Annotated in this window: 20 protein-coding genes; 4 read left to right on the top strand and 16 right to left on the bottom strand. The window is 66.5% G+C overall.

What is annotated here, in order from left to right; all coding sequences use genetic code 11:
* Positions 1 to 3 precede the first annotated feature (3 nt).
* Complete coding sequence (locus tag N7I30_RS14970; RefSeq protein ID WP_498639911.1) at positions 4 to 1,146, bottom strand: two-component system sensor histidine kinase NtrB; 1,143 nt, start codon at positions 1,144 to 1,146, stop codon at positions 4 to 6.
* A 3-nt stretch (positions 1,147 to 1,149) separates the two neighbouring features.
* On the bottom strand, positions 1,150 to 2,175 hold the full coding sequence (dusB, locus tag N7I30_RS14965) for a tRNA dihydrouridine synthase DusB (protein ID WP_498639982.1): 1,026 nt from the start codon (positions 2,173 to 2,175) through the stop codon (positions 1,150 to 1,152).
* 181 nt (positions 2,176 to 2,356) lie between these two features.
* Between dusB and N7I30_RS14960 the strand changes: the two genes are divergently transcribed.
* Positions 2,357 to 3,547 carry a bifunctional 2-C-methyl-D-erythritol 4-phosphate cytidylyltransferase/2-C-methyl-D-erythritol 2,4-cyclodiphosphate synthase gene (locus N7I30_RS14960; RefSeq protein ID WP_498639909.1) on the top strand — a complete coding sequence of 397 codons (1,191 nt, stop codon included), beginning with the start codon at positions 2,357 to 2,359 and terminating at the stop codon, positions 3,545 to 3,547.
* Positions 3,544 to 4,053 (top strand): CinA family protein, encoded by a 510-nt coding sequence (locus tag N7I30_RS14955; RefSeq protein ID WP_498639907.1) that lies wholly within the window; start codon positions 3,544 to 3,546, stop codon positions 4,051 to 4,053. The genes N7I30_RS14960 and N7I30_RS14955 overlap by 4 nt, the downstream gene beginning before the upstream one ends.
* Here the strand turns inward: N7I30_RS14955 and N7I30_RS14950 are convergent.
* The 10 genes from N7I30_RS14950 to N7I30_RS14905 all read right to left on the bottom strand — a co-directional run bounded on the left by N7I30_RS14950 (position 4,038) and on the right by N7I30_RS14905 (position 13,216).
* A complete protein-coding gene (locus tag N7I30_RS14950) occupies positions 4,038 to 4,514 on the bottom strand; it encodes a type II toxin-antitoxin system RatA family toxin (RefSeq protein ID WP_187389727.1) in 477 nt (158 codons plus the stop codon). The genes N7I30_RS14955 and N7I30_RS14950 overlap by 16 nt on opposite strands.
* 11 nt (positions 4,515 to 4,525) lie before the next feature.
* Entirely contained in the window at positions 4,526 to 5,500 is a 975-nt protein-coding gene (gene lipA, locus N7I30_RS14945; RefSeq protein WP_188076789.1) for a lipoyl synthase, read from the bottom strand.
* Positions 5,501 to 5,571: 71 nt separating this feature from the next.
* Positions 5,572 to 5,826 (bottom strand): GlsB/YeaQ/YmgE family stress response membrane protein, encoded by a 255-nt coding sequence (locus tag N7I30_RS14940; RefSeq protein ID WP_024350632.1) that lies wholly within the window; start codon positions 5,824 to 5,826, stop codon positions 5,572 to 5,574.
* Positions 5,827 to 5,908: 82 nt separating this feature from the next.
* The gene (gene lpdA / locus N7I30_RS14935) at positions 5,909 to 7,363 is read right to left on the bottom strand and encodes a dihydrolipoyl dehydrogenase (RefSeq protein ID WP_498639905.1); all 1,455 of its coding nucleotides are present in this window, start codon (positions 7,361 to 7,363) and stop codon (positions 5,909 to 5,911) included.
* Positions 7,364 to 7,486: 123 nt separating this feature from the next.
* Positions 7,487 to 8,134, bottom strand: coding sequence for an SGNH/GDSL hydrolase family protein (locus tag N7I30_RS14930; RefSeq protein WP_024350630.1), 648 nt, complete (start codon positions 8,132 to 8,134; stop codon positions 7,487 to 7,489).
* Between the two features lie 9 nt (positions 8,135 to 8,143).
* Positions 8,144 to 9,547, bottom strand: coding sequence for a pyruvate dehydrogenase complex dihydrolipoamide acetyltransferase (locus tag N7I30_RS14925; RefSeq protein WP_498639902.1), 1,404 nt, complete (start codon positions 9,545 to 9,547; stop codon positions 8,144 to 8,146).
* 13 nt (positions 9,548 to 9,560) lie between these two features.
* Positions 9,561 to 10,043 carry an SRPBCC family protein gene (locus tag N7I30_RS14920; protein ID WP_498639900.1) on the bottom strand — a complete coding sequence of 161 codons (483 nt, stop codon included), beginning with the start codon at positions 10,041 to 10,043 and terminating at the stop codon, positions 9,561 to 9,563.
* A 4-nt stretch (positions 10,044 to 10,047) separates the two neighbouring features.
* The gene (locus N7I30_RS14915) at positions 10,048 to 11,490 is read right to left on the bottom strand and encodes a pyruvate dehydrogenase complex E1 component subunit beta (RefSeq protein ID WP_498639897.1); all 1,443 of its coding nucleotides are present in this window, start codon (positions 11,488 to 11,490) and stop codon (positions 10,048 to 10,050) included.
* Between the two features lie 11 nt (positions 11,491 to 11,501).
* Positions 11,502 to 12,527, bottom strand: coding sequence for a pyruvate dehydrogenase (acetyl-transferring) E1 component subunit alpha (pdhA, locus tag N7I30_RS14910; protein ID WP_498639980.1), 1,026 nt, complete (start codon positions 12,525 to 12,527; stop codon positions 11,502 to 11,504).
* A gap of 380 nt (positions 12,528 to 12,907) precedes the next feature.
* Complete coding sequence (locus tag N7I30_RS14905; RefSeq protein ID WP_187389733.1) at positions 12,908 to 13,216, bottom strand: FtsB family cell division protein; 309 nt, start codon at positions 13,214 to 13,216, stop codon at positions 12,908 to 12,910.
* A 190-nt stretch (positions 13,217 to 13,406) separates the two neighbouring features.
* Here N7I30_RS14905 and N7I30_RS14900 point away from each other — a divergent pair, with 190 nt between their 5' ends.
* Complete coding sequence (locus N7I30_RS14900; protein ID WP_498639894.1) at positions 13,407 to 14,384, top strand: formate/nitrite transporter family protein; 978 nt, start codon at positions 13,407 to 13,409, stop codon at positions 14,382 to 14,384.
* A 113-nt stretch (positions 14,385 to 14,497) separates the two neighbouring features.
* Entirely contained in the window at positions 14,498 to 15,406 is a 909-nt protein-coding gene (locus N7I30_RS14895) for a formate/nitrite transporter family protein (RefSeq protein ID WP_187389734.1), read from the top strand.
* Positions 15,407 to 15,487: 81 nt separating this feature from the next.
* On the opposite strand, the gene eno is transcribed toward N7I30_RS14895, so the two are convergent.
* From eno to pyrG, 4 genes are all read right to left on the bottom strand, one after another.
* On the bottom strand, positions 15,488 to 16,768 hold the full coding sequence (gene eno, locus N7I30_RS14890; RefSeq protein ID WP_498639891.1) for a phosphopyruvate hydratase: 1,281 nt from the start codon (positions 16,766 to 16,768) through the stop codon (positions 15,488 to 15,490).
* Between the two features lie 127 nt (positions 16,769 to 16,895).
* Complete coding sequence (kdsA, locus tag N7I30_RS14885) at positions 16,896 to 17,732, bottom strand: 3-deoxy-8-phosphooctulonate synthase (protein ID WP_024350621.1); 837 nt, start codon at positions 17,730 to 17,732, stop codon at positions 16,896 to 16,898.
* Complete coding sequence (locus N7I30_RS14880; RefSeq protein WP_498639889.1) at positions 17,729 to 18,595, bottom strand: VOC family protein; 867 nt, start codon at positions 18,593 to 18,595, stop codon at positions 17,729 to 17,731. The genes kdsA and N7I30_RS14880 overlap by 4 nt, the downstream gene beginning before the upstream one ends.
* Before the next feature lie 158 nt (positions 18,596 to 18,753).
* Positions 18,754 to 20,382, bottom strand: coding sequence for a CTP synthase (pyrG, locus tag N7I30_RS14875; protein WP_024350618.1), 1,629 nt, complete (start codon positions 20,380 to 20,382; stop codon positions 18,754 to 18,756).
* Between the last annotated feature and the right edge of the window lie 171 nt (positions 20,383 to 20,553).

Raw genomic sequence — 20,553 nt, 5'->3', positions numbered from 1 at the left:
TCCTCAGACTTCCGATGCCGGATGGGGCGCGTCCGCTGGCGTTTCCGCGATCTCGCGCCAGGCCGGCATGAGAATGCGGAAGCTCGTATGCCCTTCGTGGGACTCGCACTCGATGACGCCGCCATGGTCGCCGACGATCTTCGCGACGAGGGCGAGGCCCAGTCCCGAGCCGCTCGGCTTGGTGGTCACGAAGGGGTCGAAGATGTGCTCGCGGATGTCGTCGGGGATGCCCGCGCCATTGTCCTCGACGGTGAATTCCAGCGGCAGCGTCACGCGATCGCGGGTGCCCGGAACCGACAGGCGCACGCCCGGCTTGAAGGCGGTGATCAGCCGGATTTCGCCGCCCTCGCGGTCGCCGACCGCTTCGGCGGCGTTCTTCACGAGGTTCAGGAAGATCTGCACCAGCTGGTCGCGATTGGCGAAGACCGGCGGCAGCGATGGATCGTAGAGCTCGATGATCTTGATCTTCCGGGCAACGCCCGAACGCGCCAGCGTCTTCACATGTTCGAGGACCGAATGGATGTTCACGGCCGAGCGCTCGATCGGCCGCTGGTCGGAGAATACCTCCATCCGGTCGACGAGCTTGACGATCCGGTCGCTCTCTTCCTGGATCAGCCGCGTCAGGCTGCGATCCTCGTCGCTGGCCGAGGTCGCCAGCAATTGCGCCGCGCCCTTGATCCCCGACAGAGGGTTGCGAATCTCATGGGCAAGCATCGCGGCAAGCCCCGTGACCGAGCGCGCCGCCGACCGGTGGGTGAGCTGGCGGTCCATCTTCTCGGCGATGGATCGCAGCTGGATCATCACCACAACGAGCTCGGGATCGTCCGGCAGGTTCGAGACATAGAGATCGACCAGCCGCTCGCCGCCCAGTCGCGGCGACGACACGTCCACCCGGTACTCGCTGATCCGCCCCTGCTGCTCGCGGACCTGGTCGATCAGCGCAAAGAGCGGGCTGTCGGCCGGCACGAAATCCTGCAGGCGCCGCTTGGCGAGATAGGACATGCCGGCAGAGAAGAACTGCTCGGCATCGGAATTGGCGAAGCGGAACCGGCCGCTTTTGTCGATAACCACCACCGGGTGCGGCAGGGCGTTGAGAATGCGTGTCTGTGTCGCCGCCAGATCCATGGGGGCCGCTTCATCGTTCATGGTTCAGGCTGCTTCCTGCATGGCGGAGGGCGCGAGGCTCGGCTCGACGTCCAGAAGGCGGGTCTCGGCGAAAAGGCGGCGCAGAACGCTCAGCACGGCCTGCGGGTCCTGGCCGGCCATGACCGCCATCCGGTCGGCTTCCGGCACGGGGCCGGCAGCGGCGATGAAGCGGTCGAGATACCAGCCCAGATGCTTGCGGGCATGGCGCACGCCGACCCGGGCGCCGTAATGATCGAGCATCGCCGCATAGTGCTCGGCCACGAGGTCGCCGAGCGACAAGCGGGCCAGCTCGTCCGCGCCGATCGCACCGGCCATCAGGCCCGGCAGCCACGGACGCCCCTGCGACCCGCGGCCGACCATCACCGCATCGGCCCCGCTTTGGGCGAGCATCGCCGCGATCTGTTCAGGCGAAACGAGATCGCCATTGGCGACCAGCGGCACTGACACGGCGGCCCGTACGGCGGCAATCGCGGGCCAGTCCGCCTGGCCTTCGTAGAAGTCGCTGCGGGTGCGCCCGTGAACCGTGATCATGCCGACACCGGCGGCCTCGGCCGCGGCCGCCAGTTCCGGCGCATTGATCGACTCACGGTCCCAACCGAGCCGCATCTTGAGAGTCACCGGCACGCTGCCGGCCCCGGCCACGGTCGCCTCGACGATCCGCAGGGCGAGGTCCGGCTCGCGCATCAGCGCCGAACCCGACAGCCCGCCCACGACCTTCTTGGCGGGGCACCCCATGTTGATATCGATGATATCCGTGCCGTTGGCGGCCAGTTGCGCCGCGGCGCGCTGCATCCAGGCGGGATCGCGCCCGGCGAGCTGCACGACGTGCAGTCCCGGCCCGTCGCGCATGGCCCGCAGCGCGCTCTCGTCGCAGCCTTTGACGAACTCGCCGCTGGCGACCATCTCCGACACCACCATGCCGGCGCCGAAGCGCCGCGCCAGCCGCCGGAACGGCACGTCGGAGATTCCCGACAGCGGCGCGAGGAACACGCGGTTCGCCAGCCTGTGGCCACCGACATGCATCGGCATCCGGACGTAGGACTGGGCCGGGCCGGAATCGCCCAATGTTTGGGCGTCTACTGAATGTGTCGTTTCTTTCGCCATTTGGCTGTAACTTATCCGGGCATGCACAAAAGACAAGCACGTGCCTTGCATAGCTGCTTCCCTCTATGGTTCACGCGGGCGAGGCAAATGTGACGGGGATCGAACGATGAAGCGGAGCGTGGCTGCGGTCATCGTAGCGGCCGGACGCGGCGAACGCGCGGGCCAGTCGGTGGAAGGCCCCAAGCAGTACCGTTCGCTGGCCTCCCGGGCGGTGATCGCGCATACCGTCCGCGTCTTTCTCGACCATCCCGGCATCGACCGCATCGTGATCGTCATCCACAGGGATGATCGCGCGCTGCTCGCCGCAGCCCTCGAAACCACCCTCAACCGCGTCCAAGTCACCCTCGGTGGCGCGACTCGCCAGGAATCGGTGCGCCGGGGCCTGACGGCGCTGGCGGACCCTGCCCCCGATGTGGTGCTGATTCACGACGCCGTCCGGCCCTTCGTCGACGCCGGTCTGATCGACCGCACGCTTGCCGCCATTGGCGACACCGAAGGAGCCATCCCGGCCATTGCCGTCCCCGACACGCTGAAAAAGGCGGACCCCAATGGGCAGATCGCCGCCACGGTCGACCGGCGCGACCTGTACGCGGCGCAGACGCCGCAGGGCTTTCCCTTTGCTGCCATCTGCGCGGCCCACGAGGCTGCCGCCGCATCCGGGCGCGACGATTTCACCGACGACGCGTCCATTGCCGAATGGGCCGGCCTTCCCGTTCGTCTCGTCGAAGGGCTGGCCGAGAACGTGAAACTGACGACGGCCCGTGATATCGCGCTGGCCGACGAACGGATGCGGGGAATACGGCCGATGATCGATGTCAGGACAGGCAATGGCTACGACGTGCACCGGCTCGTGCCGGGTGACCACGTCACCCTCTGCGGGATTGCCATTCCGCACGACCAGGCACTGGACGGCCATTCCGACGCCGATGTGGGCCTGCATGCCCTGACAGACGCGTTGCTGGCGACTTGCGGCGCCGGCGATATCGGCGACCATTTCCCGCCAAGCGATCCGCAATGGCGCGGGGCGCCGTCGCGCATCTTCGTCGAGAAGGCCGTCGAGATCGTCCGGGCCAAAGGCGGACGGATCATGAATGCGGATATCTCGCTGATCTGCGAGGCGCCGAAGATCGCCCCGCATCGCGCCGCCATGTGTGCGGCGATCGCCGCGATGACCGGGCTCGACGCGGAGCGGGTCTCGGTGAAGGCCACGACCAACGAGACCATCGGCTTCGTCGGCCGCCGCGAGGGCATCGCCGCGATCGCGACGGCCAGCGTCTCCTACGGAGAGACCCTGTGAGCGCCGATGCGAGGGTGATCGCAGCTCAGGCACGCGGCGTCATCGAGGCCTACGCGAAGGCTGGGCTGACCATTGCGACGGCAGAGTCCTGCACCGGCGGACTGATCGCGGCCGCCCTCACCGACATTGCCGGCTCGTCCGCCGTGCTCGACCGGGGCTATGTAACCTATTCCAACGCCGCAAAGGTCGAGATGATCGGCGTCGATGCCGCGACCCTGGCGGAACATGGTGCGGTGTCCGAACCGGTGGCCCGCGAGATGGCCGAGGGCGCCCGCCGTGCGTCCGGCGCAAGCGTCGCCGTCTCCGTCACGGGGATTGCGGGCCCGGGCGGCGGCTCGGCCGAGAAGCCGGTGGGCCTCGTCCACTTCGCCTGCGCCGGGCCGGTGACCACTCGCCATCGGGAATGCCGCTTCGGCCCGCTCGATCGGGCGGACATCAGAAGCGCCAGCGTCGGCATCGCGCTGGATATGCTGCTCGATGCGCTCGCGGATCAACCGGCGCTCTGAGCGCTCCGGGCACCGTCGCCATAGATGACATCCGCGCGCGCCTCGAAGGCTTCGGCGAAGCGCCGGAAGGCGTAGTCGAACATCGAGCCCATCAAGAGCCCCAGCGTACGGCTCTTGAACTCGTACTCGATGTCGAACTTGACGTCGCAGGCATCCTCGCCGACCGGCACGAAATCCCAGCGATTGTCGAGATAGCGGAACGGGCCCTCGACATATTTCACGTCGATGCGGCGCTCGTCCGGCTTCAGCAGCACCTGCGTCGAGAAGGTCTCGCGGACCATCTTGTAGGCGACCGTCATGTCGGCCACGAGCAGCGTCTTGCCGTCGCGCTCGCGGCGTGAGCGCACGTTCAGTTGCTGGCAGAGCGGCAGGAATTCCGGATATTTCTCCACGTCGGCGACGAGCGCGAACATCTCGTCGGCGGAGTGGTGCACGCGCCGGGTGGTCTGGAAATGAGCCATGATCGTCGCTGTCAGGCGGCCGCGCGACGGGCGAGACGCGCCGCCTTCAGCCGTTCGAAATCCTCGCCGGCGTGATGCGACGAACGGGTCAGCGGACTGGCCGACACGACCAGGAAGCCCTTGGACAGTGCCACGGTCTCGAAGGACTTAAACTCCTCGGGCGTCACGAACCGCATCACCGCATGGTGCTTCTTGGTCGGCTGCAGGTACTGCCCGATGGTCAGGAAATCGACATCGGCCGAGCGCAGATCATCCATGAGCTGCAGCACCTCGTTCCGCTCCTCGCCGAGGCCGACCATGATGCCGGACTTGGTGAAGATCGTCGGATCGAGCTCCTTCACCCGCTGCAGCAGCCGGATCGAGTGGAAGTAGCGGGCGCCCGGGCGCACCGTCAGATATTTCGACGGCACGGTTTCCAGATTGTGGTTGAAGACGTCGGGCCGGGCCGCGACCACGGCCTCGAGCGCGCCCGGCTTGCGCAGGAAGTCCGGCGTCAGGATCTCGATGGTGGTGCCGGGCGCCGCGGCGCGAATGGCGCGGATCGTCTCGACGAAATGCTGGGCGCCGCCATCGGCCAGATCGTCACGATCGACCGAGGTGATGACCACATGGTTCAGCCCCATGGCCGCAACGGCCCGGCCGACGCTCTCCGGCTCGCTCTCGTCGAGCGGCTTCGGCATGCCGGTCGCCACGTTGCAGAAGGCGCAGGCGCGGGTGCAGATCCCGCCCATGATCATGAAGGTCGCGTGCTTCTTCTCCCAGCAGCCGCCGATATTGGGGCAGCCGGCCTCTTCGCACACGGTGATGAGGTTGTTGGACCGCGCGATCTCGCGCGTTTCCTGGTAGCCCTTCGAGACCGGCGCCTTGACGCGCAACCAGTCCGGTTTGCGCAGGGTCGTCGCCTGATCCGGACGATGGGCTTTTTCGGGATGCCGCGGTCGAGGCTTGGCCTCGACCGCAAGGCGGTTATCGAGCACGGTGACCATGGGCCTCAATTAAGCTCCCGGGCGCCCCGGTGCAATCCACCGCGACGCAGTCATTCGTGCGGGACCGGTGACTAGCGCCGGAACAGACGCACGATGAAGATCAGCAGGCAGGCGCCCACAAATCCGACGATGAGGTATTCCCAGGAGAAGGAGGCGCTTGCGCCGGAGCCCAGCCCTGTCAGACGCAGGATGAGGCTCAGCACGATGGCGCCAACCACGCCGAGGATGATGTTCATGAGAACGCCCATGTCGCTCTTCATGACTTTTTCTGCCAGCCAACCTGCAATGCCGCCAACGATAATGGCTGCGAGAAAACTACCGATCATTCCTGAGACTCCTTGTCGCGTTTGACTTCTCGGACGGTAGCTAGCGCGGGCGAAAACGAGGCAAGAGGGCAGCGGGCGGAATCTACATGTGGATGACGCGGCCATAGGCGTCGAGAACGCTCTCATGCATCATTTCCGACAGGGTCGGATGCGGGAAGACCGTGTGCATGAGCTCTTCCTCGGTCGTCTCCAGCCCCATGGCGATGACGAAGCCCTGGATCAGTTCGGTGACTTCGGCGCCGACCATGTGGGCGCCGAGCAGTTCGCCGGTCTTGGCGTCGAAGACGGTCTTCACCAGCCCCTCCGGCTCGCCGAGCGCGATCGCCTTTCCGTTGCCCTTGAAGTTGAACCGGCCGACCTTGACTGCGTGCCCGGCTTCCTTGGCCTTGGCTTCGGTCAGGCCGACGCTGGCGACCTGCGGCTGGCAATAGGTGCAGCCGGGGATCTCGGTCTTCTTCATCGGGTGGACGTCGAGACCCTTGATCTTCTCGACGCAGATCGTGCCCTCATGCTCGGCCTTGTGCGCCAGCATCGGCGGGCCGGCGACATCGCCGATGGCGTAGACGCCCTCGACATTCGTCTTGCCGTAGCCGTCGATCTTGACGATGCCGCGCTCGATGGCGACGCCGACATCCTCGAGGCCCAGCCCTTCGGTGTTGCCCTGCACGCCCACGGCTGAGATCAGCCGTTCGGCCTTCAGGACCTGCGACTTGCCGTCCTTGGTCTCGACGGTGACGGAGACGCCGTCGCCGCCCTTCTCGACCTTCGCCACCTTGGCGTCGGTGAGGATCTTCAGGCCCTGCTTCTCGAACTGCTTGCGGGCGACGGCGGCGATCTCGGCATCCTCGACCGGCATGATCTGCGGCAGAAGCTCGACCACCGTCACATCGGCGCCCATGGTGCGGTAGAAGGAGGCGAACTCGATGCCGATGGCGCCGGAGCCCATGACGATGAGGCTCTTGGGCATCGCCTTCGGCTTCATCGCCTCGAAATAGGTCCAGATCCGGTCGCCGTCCGGCTCGATCCCCGGCAGCACCCGCGGACGGGCGCCGGTGGCGACGATCACATGCTTGGCCTTGTAGTTGCCCTCGCCGAGAACGCCCTTCGGAACCGGGTTCTGCGGCTCGACAACGGGCTTCTTCATCTTGCCGACCGAGACCTCTACCGGGCCGCCCTTGCCGGCCTTGGTGATCTTCGCCTCACCCCAGATGACGTCGATCTTGTTCTTCTTCATCAGGTAGCCGACGCCGCCGTTCAGCTGCGCCGAGACGCCGCGCGAACGCTTCACCACCGCTTCCATGTCGAAGTCCGGCTTGGCGATCTTCAGGCCGTAGGCCGTCGCATTCTCGGCATAGTGGAAGATCTCGGCCGAGCGCAGCAGCGCCTTGGTCGGGATGCAGCCCCAGTTGAGGCAGATGCCGCCGAGATGCTCGCGTTCCACGACGGCAGTTTTGAAGCCGAGCTGCGCGGCGCGGATCGCCGCGACATAGCCGCCGGGGCCGCCGCCGATGATGAGGATGTCGTAGGTGTCAGCCATGGGTGGTCTCCTGGGACGCCGGAACTTCGTGGGCCGGGTGTGCGGGCGCAAACCGTGCGTCACCAGGCCGGATGGGTGCGGCCGCCGCCGCCCTGCGCCGAAGGCGAGGCAGCCGCGGCCGGCTCATGCCGTCTCGTCGAGCAATGCCTTGACCGGCGCGATCAGCGCCTCGCCGAGCGCGCGGGTATGCTCCGCCGACAGATGGATGCCGTCGAGCGGCGTCGTTTCGCAGACCTCGGACGCGTCGAACATGGCGCATCCATATTCCTCCGCGACCTTCGTGCAGGCCGAGCGGAAATGCTGGGATTCCTCGAGCGCATGCCCGAACAGCAGCGTGAAGTCCGGCTCCGTGGTCGCGCAGAACATCGGCGGCGCGACGATCAGGATCTTCGGTGCGTCATAGCCCCGCTGGTAGGGGAAGGTCAGGATGATCTCGACCAGCCGCTCCATGCCCTGACGCGACTCGAAGACCCGGCCGCCGCCGGTGTGCCGCTTCAGATCGTTGGTACCCAGCATCAGGACGACGAGGTCGAGCGGCTGATGGGCGCCGAGCGCCGTCGGCAGGGTCTTCACCCCGTTGCGCTCCGCCATCACCATCTGGTCGTCGAAGACGGTGGTCCGCCCGTTCAGCGCGTCGGTGATGACCACCACGTCCTCGCCCAGCGCCCTGGCCAAGACGTTCGGCCAGCGGCTGTCGTAATCATGGCGCAGCCCGGTCTCGGGGTTGTAGCCCCAGGTCAGCGAGTCGCCGTAGCACAGGACGGTTTTCATCGCCCCGCCCTAGACCAGCATCGACATCGGGTTTTCGATCAGCTGCTTGAACGCCACCGCCAGTTCGGCGCCCAGCGCGCCGTCCACCGCCCGGTGGTCGGTCGACAGGGTCACGCTCATCATGGTGGCGACCGTCACGGCGCCGTTCTTGACCACCGCGCGCTGCTCGCCCGCGCCGACCGCCAGGATCGTCGCATGGGGCGGATTGATCACCGCGGCGAAGTCCTTGATGCCGAACATGCCGAGATTGGAGACGGCCGTGGTGCCGCCCTGATATTCCTCGGGCTTCAGCTTGCGGGCCCGGGCGCGCTTGGCCAGGTCCTTCATCTCGTTGGAGATCGCCGAGAGCGTCTTCTCCTCGGCGCGCCGGATGATCGGGGTGATCAGGCCGCCCTCGATCGACACCGCGACGCCGACATCGGCATGCTTGTGCTGCAGCATGGCCGATTCGGTCCACGACACGTTGGCCGTCGGCACCGCCTTCAGCGCCAGCGCCATCGCCTTGATGATCATGTCGTTGACCGACAGCTTGTAGGCCGGCTTGTCGCCCGCATCGGTCTTGATCATCGGCGCCGCCTCGTTGAGCTGCTTGCGCAGCGCCAAGAGCGCGTCGAGCTCGCAGTCGAGCGTCAGGTAGAAATGCGGGACCGTGGACTTGGCCTCGACCAGGCGCTTGGCGATGGTCTTGCGCATGCCGTCATGCGGGATCTTCTCGTAGGAGCCCTCTTCGAACAGCTTGAGAACGGCCTCGTCGCTGGTGCCCTTGGCGACAGGGGCCGCTGCCGGGGCCGGCGCGGCCTCGCTCTTGGCAGCCGGCGCATCGGCCGCCTTGCGAGTTCCGCCCGAAGCCTTCGCATTCTCGATGTCGGCCTTGACGATCCGGCCATGCGGACCGGAGCCCTGCACCGCGCCGAGATCGAGCCCGGCATCCTTGGCCAGGCGGCGCGCCAGCGGCGATGCGAAGACGCGATCGCCCGAACCGCCCTGCCCGGACGACGCGCTCGTGGTATCGGCCGCCGGACGGCTGTCGCCACGCTTTTCGGCATCCTTCGCGTCGGCTTCCGAACCGGTCACGGCCGCGTCGGCCTTTGGATCGGCGACCATCGCGCCGCCCTTGTCGTCCGACCCCTCAGCCGAACCGCGCCCCTTGGCCGCATCCTCGACGCTCTCGCCGTCGGCGGCCAGAATGGCGATGACGGCGTTGACCTTCACGCCCTCGGTACCGGCGGGGACGACGATCTTGGCAATTTTGCCCTCGTCGACGGCCTCGACTTCCATGGTCGCCTTGTCGGTCTCGATCTCGGCGATGATGTCACCGGCCGAAACCGTGTCGCCCTCGGCCACCAGCCACTTGGCGAGGTTGCCCTCCTCCATCGTCGGCGAGAGCGCGGGCATCGTCACATTGATGGGCATCCGGAACGTCTCCTCAATGGCCCTTGCGCCGGGCATCATGTTCGTGTGCGTGGTCGGTCAACCTGGACAGGTGATGCGACCAGCCATTCCTGTGGTCGAGCAGAAGGGCCGCGCGATCCGCTTCGGGCGCAGCCTGCCAGCCCTGATGTTCGATCGTCACCCGCGTGCCGTCCGCCAGAGGCTCCAGCGACACCGAGACGACGGTGTCGAAGCCCCAGTCCGCGTCGGCCCAGACCATCACCAGTCCGTGCGGCGGGTGGTAGGCGGTGACTTCGGCCCGGGTCAGATGCTCGACGCCGTCGGGATCCGTCCACGGCTCCAAGAGATGGCCGCCGAGCCGCGGCTCGAACTCCACGGTCTCGCGCCACCAGCTCCTGAAACAGACGGGTTCGGTCAGGCACTCCCAGACGGCTGCCGGCGACGCGTCGATATCCTGAACCAGGACAAGGCCCGCATCGTCGCCTGCCGCACCGGGATGAGCCGTACCGCTCGCCATGGCATCAGTCCCGATAGGTCACTGCCTTGACCGCATCGATCACGTCCTTGACCGACGGCAGCGCCAGCTTCTCGAGATTGGCAGCATAGGGCATCGGCACGTCCTTGCCGCAGACCTTGAGGACCGGCGCATCGAGATGATCGAAGGCGCGGACCATCAGTTCGGAGGCGATATGCTCGCCGACCGAGCCCTGCGGCCAGCCTTCCTCGACGGTGACGCAACGATTGGTCTTCTTGACCGACCGCACGACGCTGTCGATGTCCATCGGACGGATCGTGCGCAGGTCGATGACCTCCGCGTCGATGCCCTCGGCCGCAAGTTCCTCGGCCGCCTTGACCGCATAGGTCATGCCGATGCCGAAGGAGACGATGGTGACGTCCTTGCCCTTGCGGTGGATGCGGGCCTTGCCGATCGGCACGGTCCAGTCGTCGATCGCCGGAACGTCGAAGCTCTGGCCGTAGAGGATCTCGTTTTCGAGGAAGATGACCGGGTTCGGGTCACGGATCGCCGACTTCAGCAGACCCTTGGCGTCAGCCGCCGTATAGGGCTGCACCACCTTCAGACCCGGAATGTGGCTGTACCACGCGGCGTAGTCCTGGCTGTGCTGCGCCGCGACGCGCGCCGCGGCGCCGTTCGGACCGCGGAACACGATCGGGCAGCCCATCTGGCCGCCGGCCATGTACAGCGTCTTGGCCGCCGAATTGATGATCTGGTCGATCGCCTGCATGGCGAAGTTGAAGGTCATGAACTCGACGATCGGCTTCAGGCCACCGAAGGCCGCGCCGACGCCCAGACCGGCAAAGCCGTGCTCGGTGATCGGCGTATCGACGATGCGGCGGGCACCGAATTCGGCCAGCAGGCCCTGGGTGATCTTGTAGGCGCCTTCGTACTCGGCGACCTCCTCGCCCATGACGAAGACGTCGTCGTCGCGGCGCAGTTCCTCGGCCATGGCGCTGCGCAGCGCCTCGCGGACCGTGGTCGACACCATCTCGGTGCCCTCGGGGATCTCCTGGCCGAACGCGCCGACCTCGTCCTCGGGCTCGGGGTGAACCTTGCCCTCGGCGGGCACCCGGCGCGCTTCCATGTCATCGCCCGAAGACGCGGACGTCTCGGCCGCCGCCGGCGCCTCGGCGCTCTTCGCCGGCTCCTCGGACGCGGACTTCGCCGCGGTCGCGGCACCGTCTTCCAGCGCGCTTTCGTCCTCGCCCTCGGCCAGCAGCAGGGCGATCGGGGCATTCACCCGCACGCCTTCGGTGCCGGCCGGGACCAGGATCTTGCCCAGCGTGCCTTCCTCGACGGCTTCAACTTCCATCGTCGCCTTGTCGGTCTCGATCTCGGCGATCACGTCGCCGGGCGATACGGTATCGCCTTCCTGCTTGATCCATTTGGAGAGGTTGCCCTCCTCCATGGTCGGGGACAGGGCGGGCATCAGGATTTGAATCGGCATGGTCGGTTCCCCTACTCGGCCGCCTGCGGAAGCACGTCCGCATAGATGTCGGTCCACAGCTCGGAGACGTCCGGCTCGGGATCATTCTGGGCGAAATCGGCCGAGTCGGCGACGATCTCGCGGATCTTCTTGTCGATGTCCTTGACGTCGTCCTCGGACATGCCCTGCTCTTCCATGAGCCGGCGCTTGACCTGTTCGATCGGGTCGGACTCCGACCGCATCTTCTGGACTTCGTCGCGGCTGCGATACTTGGCCGGATCGGACATGGAATGGCCGCGATAGCGATAGGTCATCATCTCGAGGATGATCGGCCCCTCGCCCGAGCGGCAATGCTCGGCGGCCAGATCGCCGGCGGCCTTGACCGCCCGCACATCCATGCCGTCGACCTGGATGCCCGGAATCTTGAACGACAGGCCGCGATGGGCGAAATTCGTCTCCGCCGAGGCCCGGTTCACCGAGGTGCCCATGGCGTAGCGGTTGTTCTCGATCACGTAGACGACCGGCAGCTTCCACAGCGAGGCCATGTTGAAGCTCTCATAGACCTGGCCCTGGTTGGCCGCGCCGTCACCGAAATAGGTGATCGAGATCGAATCATTGCCCTTGTAGCGATTGGAGAAGGCGAGCCCGGTGCCGATCGGCACCTGCGCACCGACGATGCCGTGCCCGCCGAAGAATTTCTTCTCCTTCGAGAACATGTGCATCGAGCCGCCCTTGCCCTTGGAATAGCCCGAGCGGCGGCCGGTCAGCTCGGCCATCACGCCGCGCGCTTCCATGCCGGTGGCCAGCATGTGACCGTGATCGCGATAGCCGGTGACGACCTCGTCGCCCTCCTTCATCGCCATCTGCATGCCGACGACGACCGCTTCCTGGCCGATATAGAGGTGGCAGAAGCCGCCGATGAAGCCCATGCCGTAAAGCTGGCCGGCCTTTTCCTCGAAGCGCCGGATGAGGAGCATGTCGCGATAGGCGCGAATCTCCTCGTCCTTGGAAAAGGTTGCGGGCGCGGGCGCGTCGAAATGCTCGAGCGTCTTGACGATCTCCGCGGACGAATCCGCCGTGGAAACCGCGCCGTCGCCCGAGGGGCCTGCGGCCTTCTTGGATGCGGGTGTCTTGCTCTGCCTGGCCGCCAATGCTGCCTCCGGGTCTTGATCCGCCAATTCGCGGCTACAATTCACCCCGAGTATAGATGCTCCGCACCGCCCATCAAGCGACGCCGCGCGCTTTAATCGGATTTGGGTTTACTTGCTGCATTGCAGCAAAATCAACCGAGATTGCGTTTAAGTCTATGATGAGTCGTTTTCGTGCGCGCAGGCGGTGGTTTGGCGTGCGAATTCGGGTCGGAATACACCGTTCGGCGGCACTGCCGCCGGTCAAACCCGCCATCACTGTGCAGGTGCAATATCGGCTGGCGTCCTGCCTATCGCAGGATGACGATCTCTTCGGGCGTCGTCACGTTCAGCGCGCGCCGCGCCCGCTCGTCGATCATGTCGCGTTCCAGCGTCCCGTCATGCAGCAGCTGCACCCGGCGTTCGAGACGTTCGCGGCGGTTCTCGAGTTCGTCGAGACGCGCGCTCTTCACCGCGAGGTCGCGTGTCAGTTCGGCCTTCGCCTCGATGCCGTATTTGCCGCTATGGGCGTGGATCGCGAAATAGGCGAGGAAGCTGACGGTGATCGCCGGCACGATGAGGCCGCCGATCCGGCTTTGGCGTTTCTGGATGGTGCGCATCGTGCCCTCCTTTTCCCGACCCTTCGCATGTTCCGCTTAAGGCCGCGTAAACCACGGCACGCGCGGTGCAATCCGCTCTGCCCAGCGGAATCGAACGCAGGCGCCGCCAGACGATCTTCCGCAATCGCGCGCCGACGCTAGATGAGCCGCACCGGCGCCCATCCGCCGCGACCCTACCGAGGATACATGCATGGCTCACGAAGAGGACGACCCGAAGGCGCGCCGCCACCAGGAAGAAGAGGAGGCGATGCGCCGGGCCGATCCGGAGGATTCGCTCGACAACGCGCCGTCCGAAGGCGAGACCCTGTCGGACTTCTTCGCCTTCGAGGAAATCTTCGCGCGGGTGCTGTCCACCGCCGATGACGAACTCGATGCCAACAACCGTTATCTCTTCTGGAGCGGGATCGGCGCCGGTGGCGCCCTCGGCCTGACCTTCCTCGCCCGCGTCGTCTTCACCGAGGCCTCCGGCGAGGCGACACCCGGCCTGTTGGGCAATCTGCTCTACCCGGTCGGCTTCCTGATCATCGTTCTCGGCCGCTACCAGCTCTTCACGGAGAATACGCTGACGCCGGTCGTCCTGGTCCTCACCAAGCTCGCCAGCCTGCGCAACCTCCTGCGGCTGTGGGGTGTGGTGCTAATCGCCAACATGATCGGCGCCGTCGGCGCCGCCGGGCTGCTTGCCTATTTCGACGTGATGACGCCGGAGCGGCTGGAAAGAGCGCTGGAGATGGGCCACGAGGCCTACGAGACAGGCTGGTTCTCGCTGTTTTCCAAGGGCGTCATCGCCGGCTGGATCGTCGCGGCCATGGTCTGGCTGGTCCATGGCGGTCGCGACACGGTGTCGAAGATCCTGTTCGTCTGGCTGCTGATGTATTTCGTCGGCGTTGGCGGCTTCTTCCACGTCATCACCTCCTCGGTGGAGGTGTTCTTCCTCAGCTTCCGGCTGGAGGAAGTCGCGTTCCTGCCGCTGTTCCCGATGTTCGTTTTGCCGGTCCTGCTCGGCAACACCATCGGCGGCGTCACCTTCGTGGCCGTCCTGAACTACTCCCAGTTCGCCGCCCACGAGGATTCGGCGCTGTTCGAGCGTTATGGCGAGCGCCTGTCCTGGCGCGAATGGATGCTAGGCGCCAAGGGACGGCCGCCCGGCGAGCGTCCCAAGGTGAGCTGACGCAAAGGGCGGTGACCCGCTGTTCACCGCCCGGCTCTGTCGTCGCGGGCGCTCGGCCCCATGTTGGGGACAATGGCCGTCCCGCGGCGGCATCACCGAACGCGAAGATGGACATGGATGAACAGACATCGGCGAAAGCCGTCCATGATGCCGGCAAGCGCCGGCATTCGAATGACGTCACCGAACAGCGGATCGAGAAGGAAGGCTCCACCCTCACCGAGGGCGAACTGCACCAGATCGACGATCGGCTGAAGCTGCGCCCGCTGGCGGTCTACGAGATCGTCCGCCAGGAGGGCGAGGACGAACTGACCCGGCCGACGGCCAGCCTCTGGTGGTCGGGCCTTGCCGCCGGCCTGTCGATCGGCTTTTCGGTCTACACCATGGCGGCGCTCAGGGCGTATCTGCCCGATGCGCCCTGGCGGCCGCTGCTGGAATCCTGGGGCTATACTGTCGGCTTCCTGATCGTCATTCTCGGCCGCCAGCAGCTCTTCACCGAGATCACCCTCAGCGCCACCCTGCCCGTCCTGGCGCGGCGACGCTGGAAGGGCGTCGTGGCCCTGGTGCGGCTGTGGGCGGTGGTTCTGGCCGCCAACATGGTGGGAACCGCGGTGTTCGGCGCCGGCATCGCCTACGATGTCCTCAATGCGCCGGAGATTCGCGAGGCGGCGCTCACCCTCTCCGCCGAGGCGATGGAGCCGGCCTTCCACTACATGCTGCTGCGCGGTATCGCGGCGGGCTGGCTGATGGCGACGGTCGTCTGGCTGCTGCCCTCGGCCGACCGCTCGGGCTTCCTGGTCATCGCGCTCCTGACCTATCTGATCGCCCTCTTCCACCTCGCCCATGTGGTCGCCGGTTCGGTGGAGGCGATGGCGCTGATGTTCGCGGGCCGGATGTCGGTGGAGGACGCGCTTGTCGGCTTCTACCTGCCGGCCCTGCTCGGCAACGTTCTCGGCGGGTCTGCGCTGTTCTCGCTGATCAGCTACGGCCAGGTCGTCAACGAACTCGATCAGCGCGGCAACTGACCACCGGACATGAAAAAGGGCGCCGGCTTTCGCTGGCGCCCTTTCTGGTTCGTTCCGTGCGCCGCCGAAGCGGCAGGCTTGTCAGCCCCGCGCGCGCAGGATCGAGCGGCCGGCATAGACGGCCTGGTCGCCCAGTTCCTCTTCGATCCGCAGAAGCTGGTTGTACTTGGCGAGCCGGTCCGAACGGGCGAGCGAACCGGTCTTGATCTGCCCGCAATTGGTCGCGACCGCGAGATCGGCGATGGTCGAATCCTCGGTCTCGCCCGAGCGGTGCGACATCACGGCGGTGTAGCCGGCCCGGTGCGCGACATTGACCGCGTCCAGCGTCTCGGTGAGCGTGCCGATCTGGTTGACCTTGACGAGGATCGAATTGGCAACGCCCTTGGCGATGCCGTCGCGCAAGCGCTCCGAATTGGTCACGAAGAGATCGTCGCCGACGAGCTGCACGGTGGCGCCGGTCTTTTCGGTCAGTGTCTTCCAGCCGGCCCAGTCGTCCTCGGCCATGCCGTCCTCGATCGAGATGATCGGATAGGCGCCGGCGAGCTCGGCCAGATAGCCGGCCATGTCGTCCGGCGACAGCTTCCGCCCCTCGCCTTCCAGGTCGTAGACGTCGTTCTTGAAGAACTCGGTCGAGGCGCAGTCGAGTGCCAGGAACATGTCCTCGCCGGGCTTGTAGCCGGCCTTCTCGATCGCCCGCATGACGAAGTCGAGGCCGTCCTTGGCCGATGCCAGACCCGGCGCGAAGCCGCCCTCGTCGCCGACATTGGTGTTGTGGCCGGCGTCCTTCAGCATCTTCTTCAGCGTGTGGAAGACTTCCGCGCCCATCCGCAGCGCGTCCGAGAAGCGCTCGGCGCCGACCGGCATGATCATGAATTCCTGGAAGTCGATCGGGTTGTCGGCATGGGCACCGCCATTGATGATGTTCATCATCGGCACGGGCAGCACATGCGCCGAGGCGCCGCCGACATAGCGGTAGAGCGGCAGCGCCGAGGCATCGGCCGCGGCCTTGGCGACGGCCAGCGACACGCCGAGGATCGCGTTCGCGCCGAGCCGGCTCTTGTTCGGGGTGCCGTCCAGCTCGCGCATGGCGGCGTCGATGCGGATCTGGTCCTCGGCCTCGAAGCCGCCGATCGCCTCGAGGATCTCGCCATTGACCGCGTCGACCGCCTTCTGGACGCCCTTGCCCATGTAGCGGCTGCCGCCGTCGCGCAGCTCGACCGCCTCATGGGCGCCCGTCGAGGCGCCGGACGGGACCGCCGCGCGGGCCAGCGTGCCGTCTTCCAGGATGACGTCGACCTCGACCGTGGGATTGCCCCGGCTGTCGAGAATTTCGCGTCCGATGATGTCGATGATCGCGGTCATGCGGGGTGCCTCCAAATGTGGTTCTGCCAGCCTTCTAGACCAGGCATGTGACGGATTGAACTGATTCTGGTCGGGGTCGGCCGGCGATGGCGCTGAGCGCCCCCGCCGACGCCCGGCATGGAGTGGTTCAGTCGAAGCCCTTGGCCACCGCATCCAGCGCCTGCAGGCGCTTCAGGAGCTCGGGCATGCGGTCCAGCGGCACCATGTTGGGGCCGTCCGACGGCGCGTTGTCCGGATCCTCGTGGGTCTCGATGAACAGGCCGGCGACGCCGACCGCGACGGCGGCCCGCGACAGCGTCTCGACGAAGCGGCGCTCGCCGCCCGACGAGCCGCCCTGCCCGCCCGGCTGCTGCACCGAGTGGGTGGCGTCGAAGACCACCGGCGCGCCCATCCCGGCCATGATCGGCAAGGCGCGGAAATCCGAGACCAGCGTGTTGTAGCCGAAGGACGCTCCCCGCTCGGTCAGGAGCACGTTGGGATTGCCGCTCTCGGTGACCTTGGCGAGCACATTGCTCATGTCCCAGGGTGCCAGGAACTGACCCTTCTTGATGTTGACCACCCGGCCGGTCCCGGCTGCCGCGATCAGAAGGTCGGTTTGCCGGCAAAGAAACGCCGGGATCTGCAGGATGTCGCAGACCGTTCCTGCTTCGCGGCACTGCTCCTCGGTGTGGACGTCGGTCAGCACCGGCAGGTCGAAGGTCCGCGCCACTTCCTCGAAGACCGGCAGCGCGTCGGCCAGGCCGATGCCGCGCCGGCCCTTCAGGCTGGTGCGGTTGGCCTTGTCGAAGCTTGCCTTGAAGACGTAGCCGATGCCCAGATCGTCGGTGATCCGCTTCATCTTCTCCGCGATCATCATCGCGTGGTCGCGGCTCTCCATCTGGCATGGGCCGGCGATCAGCGCGAAGGGCCGGGAATTGTCGAACACGGTGTTGCGAGCCGCGACGGTGCCGTTGGGCGCTGTCATGATGGTCTCTCCTCGAAGGCGATGAAGGGTGTGCTGGCGGGACCGAGCGTGGCGACGATCCGTCCGTCCCGCTCCGTCACGACATCCGGCGCAAGCGCGGCGCGGGCCTGCTCGATATTCGCGACCGCCAGGACCATCCCGGCGAGCCGCAGCCGATCGTCAACGGCCGCGACGCCGTAGCGTGCCTGGGCAAGGGACGGCGTGAGGAACTCAAGATCGACATTTGCCAAGGCGAGTGTCGCGCCGCCGCTGCCGTCGCTTGTCAGCACCGATCCGGCGATGGTCTCCAGAAGCCGTCGCGTCTCCTCATCCACCGTCCCGACGAGGACGATGCGCTCGAGACCCTTGGCCCCATTGGCATGGCGCGACAAGGCCGAGCGATCCGGCACGACGCTGTGGCGGGCCTCGCAGAAGAACAGCGACGCGACGAAATCGGGCAGCAGGCGGGCGAAGGCCAGGCGAAACGACAAGGTCGCCTCGGCGCCGTCGCCCTGTCGGAACGTACGGGAGAAATCGACGGTCGCCGGTTCGGCGAGATCCTGCGCCGTCAGCGCTTCGCGGTCGGCCAGCGCATCGGCAGACCGGAACGCCAGGCCCGAAAAGCCCGGCAGATTGTGTTCGGACCGGAACGCCGCGTCCCGCGCGACGAAGACATTCCCGGCTGCGAGCGCTTCGGCCTGCGCTGCCGCGTCCGCGACCGCCAGCGGTTCGAGATAGACGCCGTCTGCAAGGAACACGCAGGCATTGCCGGTGCCGAAGGGATGGACGGCATCCGGTGCGACGGTGAAGCCGAGCGCGCCCAGCCGTTCGCGGGCCGTGGCGAGGTCATCGAAGGACAGGACGAGATGATCGATCGCGCGCATGGTCACGGCCTATTCGATCTCCCCCGGCAATTCCAGATGCATGGCGCCCGGCCCGGCCGAGCCCGCATGCCGGACATCGCCGGCGACCGGCATTCGCCCAAGGACGGCTTGCTCGTCACGGGGACGCAGCCGCACCGGGTCGGCACGGCTGCAGAGGCCTAGACCAGCCGCGAACGCTCGACGGCGGCGGCGATGAAGCTGGCGAACAGCGGATGCGGCTCGAACGGGCGCGACTTCAGCTCCGGATGGTACTGCACGCCGATGAACCACGGATGGTCGGCCAGTTCGACCGTCTCCGGCAGCAGCCCGTCCGGCGACATGCCGGCGAAGCTCATGCCGACGGCCTCCAGCGGCTCGCGATAGGCGCGGTTGACCTCGTAGCGGTGGCGATGCCGTTCCTCGATGGTCGTATCGCCGTAAATCTCGGCGATTTTCGAGCCTTCCTTGAGGCTCGCCGCATAGGCGCCGAGGCGCATGGTGCCGCCGAGGTCGCCCTTCTTGGCGCGCTGCTCCAGCTCGTTGCCCTTCAGCCATTCGGTCATCAGGCCGACGACGGCTTCCTCGGGATCGCCGAATTCGGTCGAGCCGGCGTTCTGGATGCCGGCCAGCGAACGGGCCGCCTCGATCACCGCCATCTGCATGCCGAAGCAGATGCCGAAATACGGCACGTTGCGCTCACGGGCGAACTTGGCCGCGAGGATCTTGCCTTCCGAGCCGCGCTCGCCGAAGCCACCGGGCACCAGGATGCCGTTCACCCGCTCCAGATACGGCGTCGGGTCCTCCTGCTCGAAGACCTCCGATTCGATCCAGTCGAGCTTGACGCGCACCTTGTTGGCGATGCCGCCATGCTGCAGCGCCTCGATCAGCGATTTGTAGGCGTCCTTGAGGCCAGTATATTTGCCGACGATGGCGATGGTCACCTCGCCCTCGGGATGGCGGATTCCGTCCGTCACCTGGTGCCAGAGCTGCAGCTGCGGCTTGGGCGCCGGATCGATGCCGAAGGCGGCCAGCACTTCGGTGTCGAGACCTTCGTGGTGATAGGCGATCGGCACATCGTAGATCGTCGCGACGTCCAACGCCTGGATGACCGCCGTTTCCCGTACATTGCAGAACAGGCTCATCTTGCGGCGCTCCTCCGCCGGCACCTGCCGGTCGGCGCGCACCAGCAGGATGTCCGGCTGGATGCCGATGGCGCGCAGTTCGCGCACCGAATGCTGGGTGGGCTTGGTCTTCAGCTCGCCGGCCGTCGGAATGTACGGCATCAGCGTCAGATGAACGTAGATCGCGCCGCCCCGCGGCAGGTCGTTGCCGAGCTGGCGGATCGCCTCGAAGAACGGCAGCGCCTCGATGTCGCCGACCGTGCCGCCGATCTCGCAGAGGACGAAATCGAAATCCTCGTTCCCGTCGAGAACGAATTCCTTGATGGCGTCGGTGACGTGCGGAATGACTTGGACCGTTGCGCCGAGATAGTCGCCGCGGCGCTCCTTGGCGATGATCTCCTGGTAAATCCGCCCGGTGGTGATGTTGTCCATCCGGTTGGCCGAGCGGCCGGTGAAGCGCTCGTAATGGCCGAGGTCCAGATCGGTCTCGGCGCCGTCGTCGGTGACGAACACCTCGCCGTGCTGCGTCGGGCTCATCGTGCCCGGATCGACGTTGAGATAGGGGTCGAGCTTCCGCAGCCGCACGCGATAACCGCGTGCCTGCAGGAGTGCACCGAGTGCGGCCGATGCAATGCCCTTGCCGAGAGAAGAGACCACGCCGCCGGTGATGAAGATATATCGCGCCATGGGCCTTCCCGATATCGCGGCGGAGATGATTCCGCCAGTCACTTTTTACACATGCGAAAAACCAGCGGGGCACCCGAAGGTGCCCCGCCGATGACGTTCAATGGGCGAACGAAGCGCTACTGGCCGTTCTGCGGCGTCGCCGGCTCGTCGGACGGACGCGTCGTGCCTGCG

It is taken from the genome of Aurantimonas litoralis (genome assembly GCF_026153195.1).
Taxonomy (GTDB): Bacteria; Pseudomonadota; Alphaproteobacteria; order Rhizobiales; family Rhizobiaceae; genus Aurantimonas; species Aurantimonas coralicida.
This window is presented reverse-complemented; position numbering and strand designations above follow the sequence as displayed.

Excerpts from the sequence above, each read along its gene's own strand:
- N7I30_RS14970 (WP_498639911.1), bottom strand. The coding sequence starts at position 1,146 with ATGAACGATGAAGCGGCCCCCATGGATCTGGCGGCGACACAGACACGC.
- dusB (WP_498639982.1), bottom strand. The coding sequence starts at position 2,175 with ATGCCGATGCATGTCGGTGGCCACAGGCTGGCGAACCGCGTGTTCCTC.
- N7I30_RS14960 (WP_498639909.1), top strand. The coding sequence starts at position 2,357 with ATGAAGCGGAGCGTGGCTGCGGTCATCGTAGCGGCCGGACGCGGCGAA.
- N7I30_RS14950 (WP_187389727.1), bottom strand. The coding sequence starts at position 4,514 with ATGGCTCATTTCCAGACCACCCGGCGCGTGCACCACTCCGCCGACGAG.
- lipA (WP_188076789.1), bottom strand. The coding sequence starts at position 5,500 with ATGGTCACCGTGCTCGATAACCGCCTTGCGGTCGAGGCCAAGCCTCGA.
- N7I30_RS14940 (WP_024350632.1), bottom strand. The coding sequence starts at position 5,826 with ATGATCGGTAGTTTTCTCGCAGCCATTATCGTTGGCGGCATTGCAGGT.
- lpdA (WP_498639905.1), bottom strand. The coding sequence starts at position 7,363 with ATGGCTGACACCTACGACATCCTCATCATCGGCGGCGGCCCCGGCGGC.
- N7I30_RS14930 (WP_024350630.1), bottom strand. The coding sequence starts at position 8,134 with ATGAAAACCGTCCTGTGCTACGGCGACTCGCTGACCTGGGGCTACAAC.
- N7I30_RS14925 (WP_498639902.1), bottom strand. The coding sequence starts at position 9,547 with ATGCCCATCAATGTGACGATGCCCGCGCTCTCGCCGACGATGGAGGAG.
- N7I30_RS14920 (WP_498639900.1), bottom strand. The coding sequence starts at position 10,043 with ATGGCGAGCGGTACGGCTCATCCCGGTGCGGCAGGCGACGATGCGGGC.
- N7I30_RS14915 (WP_498639897.1), bottom strand. The coding sequence starts at position 11,490 with ATGCCGATTCAAATCCTGATGCCCGCCCTGTCCCCGACCATGGAGGAG.
- N7I30_RS14905 (WP_187389733.1), bottom strand. The coding sequence starts at position 13,216 with ATGCGCACCATCCAGAAACGCCAAAGCCGGATCGGCGGCCTCATCGTG.
- N7I30_RS14900 (WP_498639894.1), top strand. The coding sequence starts at position 13,407 with ATGGCTCACGAAGAGGACGACCCGAAGGCGCGCCGCCACCAGGAAGAA.
- N7I30_RS14895 (WP_187389734.1), top strand. The coding sequence starts at position 14,498 with ATGGATGAACAGACATCGGCGAAAGCCGTCCATGATGCCGGCAAGCGC.
- eno (WP_498639891.1), bottom strand. The coding sequence starts at position 16,768 with ATGACCGCGATCATCGACATCATCGGACGCGAAATTCTCGACAGCCGG.
- kdsA (WP_024350621.1), bottom strand. The coding sequence starts at position 17,732 with ATGACAGCGCCCAACGGCACCGTCGCGGCTCGCAACACCGTGTTCGAC.
- N7I30_RS14880 (WP_498639889.1), bottom strand. The coding sequence starts at position 18,595 with ATGCGCGCGATCGATCATCTCGTCCTGTCCTTCGATGACCTCGCCACG.
- pyrG (WP_024350618.1), bottom strand. The coding sequence starts at position 20,382 with ATGGCGCGATATATCTTCATCACCGGCGGCGTGGTCTCTTCTCTCGGC.